Below are 13774 nucleotides of genomic sequence, written 5' to 3' on the forward strand. Positions count from 1 at the left end.
ATTAAATCACTCGGATACCTTGAAAGGACTCTCGATGCACCCGATCAAAGCCGCCCTGAGCGTGACTGCGCTCCTCGCCCTGACCGCCCCAGCACTGGCGCAGGAGGTCAATCTCTACTCCAGCCGGCATTACGATTCGGACAATGCGCTCTACGAGGCCTTCACCAAGGAAACCGGCATCACGATCAACCGCATCGAAGCCGAAGCCAACGAACTGGTCGCTCGCATGAAGGCGGAAGGGGCCAACAGCCCGGCGGATGTGTTCATGACCGTCGATGTGGGCAATATCGCCCGCGCCGAAGAAGAGGGCCTATTGCAACCCTTCGCGTCGGACCTGATCGAAACCAATGTCCCCGCGCATCTGCGTCACCCTGACAACCTCTGGACCGGGCTCTCGCAGCGTTCGCGCATCATCTTTTACGCCAAAGACCGGGTAGACAGCCCGCCCCAGACCTATGAGGATCTGGCTGATCCGAAATACAAGGGCCTGATCTGCATCCGCTCGTCCACCAATATCTACAACCAGTCACTGATGGCCTCGATGGTCGAAGTGCATGGCGAAGAGGATGCCACGGCTTGGGCCCAGGGCCTTGTCGACAATATGGCGCGTGCACCGCAGGGTGGCGATACGGATCAACTGCGGGGCATAGTCTCGGGTGAATGCGATATCGCGGTGTCCAATACCTATTACTTCGCGCGTGGGCTTGCCTCGGACGTCGAAGGTCTGAGCAGCGGGATCGACAACATCGGTTGGGTCTGGCCAAATCAGGACGGGCGCGGTGCGCATGTCAATCTCGTCGCCGCTGGCATTGCCGCGCATGCCCCGAACAAGGAGGAGGCGCTCAAGCTGCTGGAATTCCTCGCCAGCGAAACCGCGCAGGCACAGTTCGCCAAGGGCAACAATGAATATCCGGTTCTGGCCGGGGTGGCACCCGATGCGTTCGTCGCCAAGATGGGCGAGTTCAAACCCGACAGCACGACGCCGACCGCCTCGTTCAAACAGCACGCGGCCACGGCTCAGGCGATCTTCAATCAGGTCGGCTGGAACTGATCCGTCGGCGGCCAAGCGCGATTGCGCGACCTGCATGATTGACCTAAAGTCGGGCTCCTGAACAGGGGCCCGATTTGCATATGACATCCGTCCGGCTGCGATTGCTGATCTTGGCACTTCTGCCGCTGGTGGTTCTGATGCCGCTCCTCTTGCTGGTGGCGATCAATCGCTGGTCCGCCAATTATGACAGCCTGCTGATCACCAATGTCACCAGCGATCTGCGCATCGCCAATCAGTATCTGCAACGCATCCTCACCACCACGGGCACCGAAGTGACCAGTCTCGCGCGCTCGCTCAACTTTGACGCGGTGGCGCAAGGTGATCCGGCAGGCATGTCGGCGTTTCTCGACAAGAACCGTCGCAGTCTCGGACTTGATTTCCTCTATTACCTGCCCCTGTCCGAGGCGCGGCGACGCGGGGTCGACTGGCCGGTGATCGACACGGCCGCCAAAGGTCGCCCGGCCACGGAGATTGACATTTTTTCATCCCGCGACCTGGAAAACCTGCCCGACACCGGCCAAAGCCTCGCCACCCGCGCCGTGGTGCCATTGGTCTCGACCCGCGCGGCCGTCCCCACCAACCGCAAGGTTGAGGATCGTGGAATGGTCGTTCACACCGCCACGCCGGTCAGCACGCGCGGGCGAGAGGGCATTCTGGTGGGCGGGATTCTGCTGAATCGCAACCTTGATTTCATCGACACCATCAATGCTCTGGTCTACCGCGACACGGGACGAACAGGCGACCGGCAGGGCACCGCGACACTCTTTCTAGAGGATGTGCGCATCTCAACCAATGTACGGCTCTTTGCGGATGAACGTGCGCTTGGAACGCGGGTGTCAGCCGCGGTCCGGGGCACGGTTCTGGACAAAGGGCAGACCTGGCTCGACAGCGCCTTTGTGGTCAATGACTGGTATATCTCGGCCTACCAGCCCCTCATCGACAGCTTTGGGGACCGGGTCGGTATGCTTTACGTCGGCTTTCTTCAGGCACCCTTTGATGCGGCCAAGCGCAATGCCTACCTGCTGGTTCTCGCGGCCTTTCTGATCGTTCTCGCCGTCAGCGCCCCCCTCTTTCTGCGTCTCGCGCGCACCATCTTTGCGCCGCTCGAACGGATGACGCGGACCATGGAACGGGTCGAGGCCGGGCATCTCGACGCCCGTATCGGTCCCGTCGCCGCGCGTGATGAAATTGGCACCGTGGCCGCCCATCTCGACAGCCTGCTTGATCAGGTGCAGGAACGCGACCGCGCCCTGCGCGCTTGGAACGACGCGCTCAATGCCCGTGTCGAGGCGCGCACAGCCGAGTTGCGCGAGGCCAATGCCAAGCTCGAGATCACGTATCAGCAATTGGTGATGTCCGAAAAGCTCGCCTCCATCGGCGAAATCACGGCAGGCGTCGCGCATGAGATCAACAACCCCGCAGCAGTCATTCAAGGCAATCTCGATGTGATCCGCCAGACACTTGGCGCGGACGCCGCGCCAGTCACAACCGAACTTGACCTCATCGACCGGCAAGTCGGGCGGATCAGCGCGATCGTCGGCAAGCTCTTGCAATTTGCGCGCCCCGGCGAATTCGGCACCTTCGAGGAAGATGTCGAGATTGCCTCGGTCCTGCGCGATTGCCTTGTGCTGGTCGATCACGTTGTCGCCAAGGCTGGCGTCAGGGTGGTGATCGACGCGCAGCCCGACACGCCGCTGGTTCGGATCAATCCGGGCGAATTGCAGCAGGTGATCATCAACCTCGTGACCAATGCGGCTCAGGCCATGAAGACGGGGGGATGGCTAGAAGTGACAACACACGCCGAGTCTCGCGAGGGGCATCCGGGCGCCGCGCTGATCGTGGCCGACAGCGGGCCCGGCATCCCCGAGGACAAGCTGGCGCTGGTGTTCGATCCATTTTTCACCACCAAACAGGGCGAGGGCACGGGGCTTGGCCTCTCGGTCAGCCAGACCCTGATCCGACAGGCGGGCGGGCTCATCACAGCCCGCAACCGTCCCGAGGGCGGCGCGGAATTCACCGTCTGGTTGCCTGCACAGGTGGGCTGAGGGCCTTAGCCCTGCCCCATGCCTCTCGCCTGATAAAGCGCAGCCACGGCGCAGGAGGCCAGCCGCGCCATATCATCATCCGCCCGCGAATTGAGAATGATCGGCACCCGCGCGCCCAGCACCAGACCCGCCGCCTCGGCATGAGCAAGATAGGTCAATTGCTTGGCCAGCATATTGCCCGCATCGAGATTGGGCACGACCAGAATATCCGCGCGCCCCGCCACAGCCGAAGAAATCCCCTTGATGCGCGCTGCCGCAATATCGACCGCGTTGTCCATCGCCAGCGGACCATCCACCAACCCGCCAGTGATCTGCCCGCGCTCCGCCATCTTGGACAAGAGCGCGGCATCCATCGACGACGGCATATCGGGATTGACCGTCTCGACCGCCGAGAGCACGCCGACCTTGGGCAATTCAATCCCGAGGCTGAGGGCAAGATCAATCGCGTTCTGCACGATATCGACCTTGGTGCGCAGGTCGGGTGCGATGTTGATCGCCGCATCCGTGACCATCAAGAGATGCGCCAGCCCCGGCACATCCATCACAAAGATATGGGTCAACCGCCGCCCGGCGCGCAGGCCAAGCGCCTTGTCCAGCACGGCGCGCAACAGTTGATCGGTATGCAGATGCCCCTTCATCAACGCCCCGGCCCGCCCCTCATGCACCAGCGCCACGGCGCGCCGCGCGGCGGCTTCGGGGTCCGCTTCCGCGATGATCTCGAGTCCCGTCAGATCAGCGCCCAGTGTCACCGCCGCCGCTGCAATGCGTCCCGGATCGCCAATCAGGATCGGCTCGATCAATGTATGCGCCCGCGCCAAGAGCGCGCCGCCCAGGGAATTCGGCTCTTCGGGACAGACGACCGCCGTGACCAGCGCTGCCAATGGCTCTGCCCGCTTGAGCAGTTTCTCGAAATGCCGATGCCGCTGCACAATCAATCCCGGCAAATCGTGGCTCGAATAGTTCAGTTTGCGGCGCGGCGCCTCGACCACCGCCACGCCAGACACGATGAGCGCGTCGTCCCGTAACCGTCGCACCTCGGTCGCCAGGGTGACGGTAAAATCTTTCTCGGATTTGTCCGTCACCGTGACCCGACTCTCCAATTCATCCCCAGCATGGGCATGATTATGGAACACAAGACTCTGCGCGCGGTAGAGCGTCCCCGCCCCCGGCAAGAGATTTCCCAGCACAGCAGACACCAGCGCCCCCAGAAACATCCCCGGCACGAACGCCTCTGGCTGACCGTCGCCATCCCCGTCGAGATCATAGAGATGCATCGGGTTGTGATTGCCCGAGACATTGGCAAACACCAGCAGATCATCCTGCGTGCAGAGCCGCCGAAGGCTCTGGCTCTCGCCGATCTGCAACTCGTCAAAGATGCGGTTCTCGATCTTCATGGCCTGCGCCGTCCTGTTCACCGGGCCGGGCGCATCCCGTCAACTCAAACGCCCGCGTTGCTGCATAGGAGTGACACCATAAGCGGATTTGTAAACCCGCGAAAAATGGCCGGGGCTCTCGAATCCGCAGGCAATGGCGATTTCCACAACCGAGGCTTCGGACTGAATCAACAGATGCCGCGCCCGGTCCAGACGCAGATCCATAAAGAATTTCTTGGGGGAGGTATTCAGACATTTACCAAACAGTCGCTCCAACTGCCGGGTGGAAATGCAAAGCTCCGACGCGATTTCCGCCGGGCTGAGCGGGTCTTCGACCGTCTCACGCATCCGGGCAATCGCCTTGCTCAGATGGGCATTGCGGATGCCGTTGCGCGATTGCAATGAGATGCGCTGCGCCACGCTTGCCTCGCGGACAGAGGCATAGACCATCTGATCGGCCACCGCGACGGACAGATCATAGCCGTGATCGCGCTCAATGAGGTGCAGCATCAGATCCGCCGTCGCTGTCCCCCCCGAAGCGGTCATGTGCCGCTCATCCGCGACAAAGACGTTGCGCACCAGATTGACCTCGGGAAACCGCTCCATAAAGGCAGCGTGATAATCCCAGTGGATCGCGGTCTTCATGCCATTCAGAAACCCAGCCTCCGCCAGAATCCACGCCCCTGAACAGAGCGCCCCAATCGGCGTGCCATGCCGATGTGCGCGCCGCAGCAGGGTCTGCAACGGACGCGTGCCATGCGCCCGCATGTTGATCCCCGACAGCACGAACAGAAGATCACAGGGCGGCACGCTTTCGAACCCCTGATGCACAAGCGTCACAGACCCGTTTGAACAGGTTGCCTGCGCACCATCTTCGGACAGAAAGGACCAGCGATAGAGCGGCTTGCCACTGATCAGGTTGGCGATGCGCAACGGCTCCACCGCGCAGGAAAACGCCAGATGCGAGAATTCCTCGACCAGAACAAAGGCGAAATGCTGCGTGTCAGACATGGCGGGCCCATCGGCTGTGACTGGTTCTCTATGGGATGAATCTCTCATATACACAATATAAATTTCTTGCGTATACAGTTTGTATTATGTAAATCCAACCAACAGCCCCCGAAAGGAGACACCAATGGCCGCGAAGGATCGCAAATCCGCCCTCGCCGCGCATCTCAAGGAATCGGTTCTCACCACTGTCTTGCGCCCCGGCGAGGATCTTGACGAGGTGGCGCTCTGCGCCAACTTTGGCCTCTCCCGCACGCCCGTGCGCGAGGTGTTTCGCGAATTGGCCGGGCTTGGCTATATCGACCTGCGTGACAATCGCGGCCCGCGCGTATCTGATCTCTCGCACACCACCCTGCGCGATTTCTTTCTGGCGGCCCCGATGATCTACGGCGCGATCCTGCGGCTTGCGGCGCGCAACGCCTCTGACCTTCAGATCGCTGCCCTGCGTGCGGCACAGGACGGGTTTCGCGCAGCCCTGCGCAGCGGCACCCCCACCGAGCGGACCCTCGCCAACACCCGCTTTCACGACATCACCGGCGAGATGGCGGGCAATGTCTTTCTGCTGCCCTCGTTTCAACGCCTGCTGATCGACCATGCCCGCATCGGCATGACCTTCTACCAGCCCCAGACCTCCGAGATGGTCGAAAACCTCTCTGAGGCCAGCCAGCAGCACGACGCCATCATCGACGCCATCGCGGCGCGGGACGAGACCGCCGCCGCGCAATTGGCCGAAGATCACTGGAACCTGTCGCGCAACCAGATCGAACGCTTCGTGATGCCTGCGGCACTCGATGTGCCTATGGGCAATCTTGCTCGCTCCACCCCCGCATGAGGACCGCCATGACCCCGATATTCCGGTTCGATGGGATCTATACCCCCGTTATCACACCCTATACCGCCGATGGGTCGGTAAACCATGACGCGCTCTCAGACGTGATCGAGCATCTGATCGCGGCGGGCGTGCATGGCATCATCTCGGGCGGTTCCACCGGCGAGAATTACGCCCAGACCGTTCAGGAGCGGGTCGATCTGGCGCGTTTCACCCATGCCCGCATCAAGGGGCGCGTGCCGCTTGTCATGGGCACCGGCGCGATGCTGACCAATGATTCCATCGCTCTGGCACAGGCCGCACGCGACATCGGTGCCGATGTGATCCTCTTGGCCAGCCCGCCCTATGCGGTGCCAACGGATCGCGAGAACGCGCTGAATGCGCTCGCTATCGACCGCGCCGCGAACCTGCCGGTGATGCTCTATAATTATCCCGGTCGCACCGGCACGATGATGGGCGAGGAATTTCTCGACCGCGTCGGGCGCAGCCGCAATTTTTGCGGGATCAAGGAAAGCTCGGGCGATATCAACCGCGTGCACCTATTGGCGCGCGATTATCCGCATATCCAGCTGGGCTGCGGCATGGACGATCAGGCACTGGAATTCTTTGCATGGGGCGCGCCCTTCTGGGTCTGCGGTGGCTCCAACTTTCTGCCGCATGAACATATCGCGCTCTACAACGCCTGCGTGGTCGAGGGGAATTTTGCCAAGGGACGGCGCATCATGTCGGCCATGCTGCCGCTGATGCATGTGCTGGAACAGGGTGGCAAATTCATCCAGACCATCAAGCATGGCGTGACCATGACCGGCATCGACGCAGGTATCATGCGGGCACCGCTCAAAGGGCTGAACAAGGACGACAAACGCGCCTTGGAACAGGTCGTGCGCGTTCTCAAGACCACCATTGCAACCATCACGGCGGAGGGCTGATCATGGCTTTGCTGACACGCGACGAGTATGCGGCCATCGCCGCCACGCTCGACTTTCCCACCGGCGCCTTTATCGACGGAAGGTCGCGCCCGGCCATCTCGGGCAAAACATTTGCCAGCATAAATCCCGCCACCGGCGAGACCTTGGCAGAGATTGCCGCCTGCGGGGCCGAAGACGTGGAGCTTGCCGTCACCAAGGCGCGCGCCGCCTTTGACGACGGCCGCTGGTCACGCCTGCACCCGTCCGAGCGCAAGGCGGTTCTGATCCGTCTGGCCAAGCTGATCGCCCGCAACGCCCGCGACCTTGCCGTGATGGAAAGCCTCGATTCCGGCAAGACCATCTATGATTGCGAAACCGTGGACCTGCCCGAAACCATCAACTGCCTGAAATGGCACGCCGAGTTGATCGACAAAATCTACGATCAGGTGTCACCCGCCTCTGACAACCATATCGCTATGGTGCTACGCGAACCGATTGGCGTCGTGGGCCTGGTGCTGCCGTGGAACTTTCCCCTGCTGATGCTGGCATGGAAAATTGGCCCGGCGTTGGCCGCTGGCTGTTCCGTGGTCCTCAAACCCGCCGAGGAAACCTCGCTCACGGCGCTGCGCATCGCTGAACTTGCCCATGAGGCCGGTGTCCCGCGCGGTGTGCTCAATATCCTGCCCGGCACGGGGCCAGAGGTGGGCGAACCCTTGGGCCGTCACATGGATGTGGACATGGTCAGCTTTACCGGTTCGACCGAAACCGGCAAACGCTTCTTGCGCTACTCCGCCGACAGCAACGCCAAGGAGGTGGTGCTGGAAATGGGCGGCAAGAACCCGGCCATCGTCATGGACGACGCCGAGAATCTCGACCGGGTCGCGGCACATATCGTCAACGGCGCGTTCTGGAACATGGGCGAAAACTGCTCGGCCACCTCGCGGCTGATCGTACACCGCGCCATCAAGGATGATCTCTTGGCCCGCATCACCGCCCATGCCCGCGCATGGGTTGTGGGCGACCCGCTCGATCCTGAAACGCGCATTGGCGCTCTGGTCAGCAAAGGGCATTATGCCAAGGTTTGCGGCTATCTCGATCAGGCTGACACGATCCTCTTGGGCGGCAAGGCCGAGAATGGGTTTGTCGAGCCGACGATCGTTTCCGTGCCCGGCAACGATCACCCGCTTGCGCGCGAGGAGATCTTTGGCCCGGTCCTGACCGTGATCGAGGTCGGCAGCTTTGACGAGGCAATCTCGGTTGCCAATGACACCGACTACGGTCTCTGCGCAGCACTCTTTACCGCCAACGCCAAACGGGCAATCCGGGGAGCGCGTATGCTGCGCACGGGGACCGTGACCGTCAACAGCTTTGGCGAGGGCGATATCACCACACCCTTTGGCGGTTACAAGCAGTCCGGTTTTGGCGGACGCGACAACAGCATCCACGCCCACGACCAATACACCCAGTTGAAAACCATCTGGCTTGATCTGGCCGATGACGCGGATGAGGCGGTGGATTGACACGCTACACCGCCCGCACCCTGCCCGCCCATCTGGGCCCCGCCGCGTGGAACGCGATCCTGCCGCCGCAGGACGCGTATCCCCGGCTGGAGGGGAACGAGACTGCCGATGTCGTTATCATCGGCGCGGGCTTTGCCGGGTTGTCGGCGGCACGCCGGCTGACACAGATTATGCCCGGCGCGCGGGTCGTGATTCTGGACGCAGGCCGCATTGCCGAAGGCGCGGCGGGGCGCAACTCTGGCTTCATGATCGACCTGCCGCACGAGCTGACCTCGGAAGACTACGCAGGCACGGGTGATGACCGTACGCTCATCGCGCTCAATCGTACGGCGTGTACCTTTGCGAGAACCGCCGTCGAGGACTATGACATCGCCCCCGCCTTCTTTGATCCGGTGGGCAAGGTGAACGGCGCCGCGAGCGAGGCCGCTCACGGCCATAACCAGAGCTACGCGCGCCATCTCGCCAGCCTTGGCGAGACCTCCGAAATGCTCGACGCCCAAGCCATGCAAGAGCTGACCGGCAGCGCGCATTACCGCTCGGGCCTCTTTACCCCCGGCACCGTGATGCTCCAGCCCGCAGGCTATATCCGAGGGCTCGCATCTGGTCTAAGTCGTTCTGGAGTAACAGTTTTTGAGCAAAGCCCGGTGACTGAATTCACCCGCCAAGGCGACGCTTGGCAGGTCAAAACACCGTATGGCCAGATCTCCGCAGCCAAGGTGATCCTGACCGTCAATGGCCATCTCGAGAGCTTTGGTATCGCGCGCGGACGGCTGATGCAGCTCTTTCTCTTTGCAACCATGACCCCTGATCTGGACCGCGACACGCTGGCACGATTGGGTGGTCACACACGGTGGGGCGTCACCCCCTCTGACCCCATGGGCACCACCCTACGCCGCATTGACACCGCTCAGGGCGGCAACCGCATCGTCACCCGCACCTGCGCCGCCCTGCGCCCCGGCATGCGCGCCACCAAGGCCGATCTTGCCCGCGCTTCTCGCACCATGCAGCGTAAATTTGATCAACGATTTCCGCAGCTTGCAGGCATGCGAATGGAGCACACATGGGCCGGGCATCTCTGCCTCAGCCTCAATGGAGTTGCCGTCATGCGCGAGATTGAACCGGGGCTTTTCTCCGGTTGCGTGCAAAACGGCCTCGGCACTGCGCGCGGCACCCTGACTGGGATGGGCGCAGCAGACCTGGCGGCAGGCCTCTCAACCGAGATTACCCGCCATTTTACCGCAGAGGCGGAGCCCAGACGACTGCCCCCCCAACCGCTGCGAGAGATCGGGGCCAACGCCGTCCTGCGTCTCAGGGAATGGCGCGCCCGTGACGAGTGACGCGGCGGATCAGAGCGCGCGGGCGCTCTGCCGCAGTTCGAATTTCTGGATCTTTCCGGTCGCTGTCTTGGGAAGCTCTTGAAATACAACCGCTTTTGGCGTCTTGAACCCCGCCAACCGTTCGCGGGCAAAGGCGATCAATTCGGCCTCACTCACCGTGACCCCATCCTTCAACTCGACAAAGGCACACGGCACCTCGCCCCATTTCTCATCCGGCTTGGCCACCACGGCACAGAGCATGACGGCGGGATGGCGCATCAACACCCCCTCGACCTCGACCGAGGAAATATTCTCGCCGCCCGAGATGATGATGTCCTTGGCTCGGTCCGCAATCTTGAGATAGCCGTCAGGATGCTGGAACGCGATATCCCCCGAATGAAAGTAGCCGCCACGAAACGCCTCTTCCGTGGCGCGCGGGTTTTTCAAGTAACCCTTCATCACGGAATTGCCCCTAATCATGATTTCGCCCAAGGTTTCGCCATCCATGGGGATTTGCGCCATGGTCTCGGGGTCCATCGCGGTGATGTCCTCCATCATCGGCATAAGCACCCCTGTGCGCGCCTTGATCGAATATCGCTCGTCATCAGGCAGGTCGTCCCAAGCCTCCTGCCAGAGACATTCGGTAACATGGCCATAGGTCTCGGTCAGACCATAAACCTGTGTGACTTTGAATCCCAACGGCTCGATCGCGGCCAGAGTTGCGGCCGGCGGCGGCGCACCGGCGGTGAACACATCGACGATATGGTCGAACCTGCGCCGCTCGCCATCCTTGGCGTTGACGATCATGTTGAGCACGATGGGCGCGCCGCCGAAATGCGTGACCCCCTCGTCTGCAATCGCGTCATAAATCGCCTTGGCAGTGATATCGCGGCAGCAGACGAGGGTCGCACCCAGCATGGGCATCAGCCAGACGTGGTTCCAGTTGTTGCAGTGGAAGAGTGGCACGATCGTCAGATAGGTCGGATAGCGCGGTAAATCCCAACTCACCACCGTGCCCATGGTCATCAGATACGCGCCGCGATGATGATAGACCACGCCCTTGGGCCGCCCGGTGGTGCCCGAGGTGTAATTGAGCGCGAGGCTCTCCCATTCATCCTCGGGCATGATCCAAGAGAAATCGGGATCGCCAGAGGCCAGCAGTTCCTCATATTCCATGTAGTGCCCATGGGCATGCACGCCCGCCGCATCATCGGCCACCTCGACCACGCCGGGCGGTGGGCCGTCCATCAGGTCGATGGCCTGCGCCAGCGTGGGCAGAAATTGCGGATCGCAGAGCACGACGCGCGCGCCGCCATGGTCCAGAATATAGGCGATGGTATCGGCCTCGAGCCGGGTGTTGATCGCATTCAGCACCGCGCCACAGGCAGGCACCCCGAAATGCGCCTCGCAATGGGCGGGGATATTGGGCAAAAGGGTCGCCACCACATCGCCGGGCTCGATCCCCAGCTTGACCAGCGCCGAGGCCAGACGCGACACACGCCCGTGATACTCTGCATAGGTCCGCCGCGTATCACGATAAATCAGCGCCTCGTGGGTGGGAAAGAGATGCGCCGCGCGCCGCAGATGCGACAAAGGCGTCAACGCCACGAAATTCGCGGCGCATTTGTCCAATCCGCTCTCATCCTTCATCCAGCCCATCGCGCCACTCCTCCTGTCCCTTGGATCCATCCAAGGAATAGAGCAATGCCCGGGCGATGCAATTCCCTAACGCGCGTGGAACAGAGTGAGAGCGCCAGTTCTGCGCGCTGAAAATGTAACTTACCGGTTCAGATTGTGGAACTATCGAAACGCTGCAGCCTGTGTAATTTTCGGCACGCGGCAGTGTAATCCTAAAATGGTAACAGTGTGATTTTTGCGGGTATTGTAATGATAGTTTCCGGAACGAGACGCCCAAACATTCTCGCCAGTCGCTTCTTCCGATTTCGCTTTGCCATCGCGCAAGTCTTGGGCATGACAATCTAGGTCCGCAGCGACACCGGGTGCTACCGATTCAGCCGGCGCAGCTATACCGAATACAAACGCGCTGTCACCCTCCTGCAAAAGGAAGAGGGCACGATCCGCTGGCTCCGCGATACCCTGCGCCCCGGCGATAACTTTTGCGACATTCGGGCCAATATCGGCCTCTACTCGGGGTTTTCCGGCCCCCTCGTGGGCGGGACTGGCCAAATCCTGTTGTTTGAACCCCATGCCGCCAATGCGCTCAGTCTGATGCAGAACATCGCGTTGAATGGCCTTGCCAGCCGCGCCAAGGTGATATCGGCCTGCGCAAACTTGCACGCGGCGCCGATCCGGTGTTGATTGCGCATAACGCAATCTATAAACCGAGCGCAGCCTGAACCCCTTGCCGCCCGAACAAGGATAGACACCCGATGATGTTCAATCTCGACGGCGCTGACGTGCGCCACGATCCCTTTCCCATCGCCTTTGCCAAGCCGGTGTTTGACGCCGACCTCTATCAAGAGATGCTGGACAACTGGCCCGACACCGAGCGGTTTCAGTTCATGCCCAAGCTGGGGAACAAATATTCCCTGTCCGAGGTGAACAACGGCAAAGAGTACCACGACTTCATCAAATCAAACCCGGTCTGGAAACGCTTTCACGACGAGGTCAAGAGCGAACGCTTTGTGCGCGGCATCGTCGATTTTCTGGCCAGCCACAACATCGACCTCGACCTTGGCCGCAAGATGGTGCTGACCAACACGCCCGGCGCGCGCCTTGGCCTGCGCCTGACCGAGGCGCTCTGCGGCGCGGCCTTGGTCGAGCGGCGCAAGATCCCGCTGCGCTCGCGCTTTGAATTCTCGATGATGCCGGGCGATGGCGGCTCGATCCTACCGCACACCGATGCGCCCGCCAAACTGATCACCGTGGTCGTCTCGATGGTCGCACCGGGCGAATGGAAGCCGGAATATGGCGGCGGCACCTCGGTTGTCTGGCCCAAGGACAAGACGCGCAGCTTCAACTTCCGCAACACCTTCCTGCCGTTCGAAGAGGTGGACACGCTCGATTGCTACGAGTTCAACTCGAACCAATGCATGATCTTCGTCAAGACCTTCAACTCCTGGCACGCCGTTGAGCCGATCAAGGCCCCCCGCCCCGACATGTTCCGCCGGTCGCTGACGATCAACATCGAAGTGCCCAAGAGCTGAGGGGCATAGAAAGATCATTCTCGAGCGTGCGGATCACTCCGGCGCGCGCACGATGGGAACGCCCTCAAGTGTATCCAGCCGGTCAGTGACATCCGCATGGTCGAAAAGCGCATGGACCGCGCGCACGAGATCGGTCAGCCGCTCGAAATCCATCGGCCCGCCTTCAAAGATCGAAGACCACATTAGACTATGACCAATCGTGAAGCTGTTACTTTCCCGATACTTCAGATAGATACTGCAGTGATAGCGTTCGCGTGGTTCTACCGTAGGGTCGCCTCGACAGGTCATCATGTGCGACGGGATATCCGAACCCGCGGTACGTTGGAAAACATACAATGCATCGTCAGGGAGGTTTCCCTTCTCGGCAGGACCAGGGTAGTATTCGAGACCGCGATCTGACACGTAGACCTCGTAATCGCTGCCACCAAGCTGAATATGTCCTGTGGAATTAGGCAATCGGCTCATTAGGCAGCCGACTCATAAAACTCGATCCACAGGCGCACTGAGGCCAGTTTGATCATTGCCAGAAAGTTGCGTGACGTTTTCTCATACCGCGT

12 protein-coding genes are annotated in these 13774 nt (G+C 61.2%); 7 read left to right on the forward strand and 5 right to left on the reverse strand.

Annotated features, from left to right (window positions below):
• Nucleotides 1-34: 34 nt before the first annotated feature.
• Together ACSSVY_RS12660 and ACSSVY_RS12665 are read left to right on the forward strand one after the other, a co-directional pair.
• Nucleotides 35-1051 carry a Fe(3+) ABC transporter substrate-binding protein gene (locus ACSSVY_RS12660; RefSeq protein ID WP_454269936.1) on the forward strand — a complete coding sequence of 339 codons (1017 nt, stop codon included), beginning with the start codon at nucleotides 35-37 and terminating at the stop codon, nucleotides 1049-1051.
• 80 nt (nucleotides 1052-1131) lie between these two features.
• Nucleotides 1132-3096: a sensor histidine kinase gene (locus ACSSVY_RS12665; RefSeq protein ID WP_454269963.1), complete on the forward strand. Its 1965-nt coding sequence runs from the start codon at nucleotides 1132-1134 to the stop codon at nucleotides 3094-3096.
• A 5-nt stretch (nucleotides 3097-3101) separates the two neighbouring features.
• Here the strand turns inward: ACSSVY_RS12665 and ACSSVY_RS12670 are convergent, their stop codons facing one another.
• Nucleotides 3102-4490: a bifunctional enoyl-CoA hydratase/phosphate acetyltransferase gene (locus tag ACSSVY_RS12670; protein WP_454269938.1), complete on the reverse strand. Its 1389-nt coding sequence runs from the start codon at nucleotides 4488-4490 to the stop codon at nucleotides 3102-3104.
• A 39-nt stretch (nucleotides 4491-4529) separates the two neighbouring features.
• Nucleotides 4530-5480 carry a GlxA family transcriptional regulator gene (locus ACSSVY_RS12675; protein WP_454269939.1) on the reverse strand — a complete coding sequence of 317 codons (951 nt, stop codon included), beginning with the start codon at nucleotides 5478-5480 and terminating at the stop codon, nucleotides 4530-4532.
• A 124-nt stretch (nucleotides 5481-5604) separates the two neighbouring features.
• On the opposite strand from ACSSVY_RS12675, the gene ACSSVY_RS12680 reads away from it, so the two are divergent.
• Genes ACSSVY_RS12680 through ACSSVY_RS12695 form a run of 4 tightly spaced genes read left to right on the forward strand, consistent with a single transcriptional unit; the run spans nucleotide 5605 to nucleotide 10071 of the window.
• Nucleotides 5605-6309 (forward strand): GntR family transcriptional regulator, encoded by a 705-nt coding sequence (locus tag ACSSVY_RS12680; protein ID WP_454269941.1) that lies wholly within the window; start codon nucleotides 5605-5607, stop codon nucleotides 6307-6309.
• An 8-nt stretch (nucleotides 6310-6317) separates the two neighbouring features.
• Entirely contained in the window at nucleotides 6318-7235 is a 918-nt protein-coding gene (locus tag ACSSVY_RS12685; protein WP_454269942.1) for a dihydrodipicolinate synthase family protein, read from the forward strand.
• A 2-nt stretch (nucleotides 7236-7237) separates the two neighbouring features.
• Nucleotides 7238-8734, forward strand: coding sequence for an aldehyde dehydrogenase (locus ACSSVY_RS12690; RefSeq protein ID WP_454269944.1), 1497 nt, complete (start codon nucleotides 7238-7240; stop codon nucleotides 8732-8734).
• Complete coding sequence (locus ACSSVY_RS12695; RefSeq protein WP_454269945.1) at nucleotides 8731-10071, forward strand: NAD(P)/FAD-dependent oxidoreductase; 1341 nt, start codon at nucleotides 8731-8733, stop codon at nucleotides 10069-10071. Before ACSSVY_RS12690 ends, ACSSVY_RS12695 begins: the two co-directional genes overlap by 4 nt.
• 9 nt (nucleotides 10072-10080) lie before the next feature.
• On the opposite strand, the gene ACSSVY_RS12700 is transcribed toward ACSSVY_RS12695, so the two are convergent.
• Nucleotides 10081-11709: an AMP-binding protein gene (locus ACSSVY_RS12700; protein WP_454269946.1), complete on the reverse strand. Its 1629-nt coding sequence runs from the start codon at nucleotides 11707-11709 to the stop codon at nucleotides 10081-10083.
• Nucleotides 11710-11850: 141 nt separating this feature from the next.
• Nucleotides 11851-12384 carry a hypothetical protein gene (locus ACSSVY_RS12705; RefSeq protein ID WP_454269948.1) on the reverse strand — a complete coding sequence of 178 codons (534 nt, stop codon included), beginning with the start codon at nucleotides 12382-12384 and terminating at the stop codon, nucleotides 11851-11853.
• A 56-nt stretch (nucleotides 12385-12440) separates the two neighbouring features.
• On the opposite strand from ACSSVY_RS12705, the gene ACSSVY_RS12710 reads away from it, so the two are divergent.
• A complete protein-coding gene (locus ACSSVY_RS12710; RefSeq protein WP_454269949.1) occupies nucleotides 12441-13217 on the forward strand; it encodes a 2OG-Fe(II) oxygenase in 777 nt (258 codons plus the stop codon).
• A gap of 33 nt (nucleotides 13218-13250) precedes the next feature.
• Here the strand turns inward: ACSSVY_RS12710 and ACSSVY_RS12715 are convergent, their stop codons facing one another.
• On the reverse strand, nucleotides 13251-13400 hold the full coding sequence (locus ACSSVY_RS12715; RefSeq protein WP_454269950.1) for a hypothetical protein: 150 nt from the start codon (nucleotides 13398-13400) through the stop codon (nucleotides 13251-13253).
• Between the last annotated feature and the right edge of the window lie 374 nt (nucleotides 13401-13774).

The sequence above is a fragment of the Roseovarius sp. MBR-51 genome (assembly GCF_053628575.1).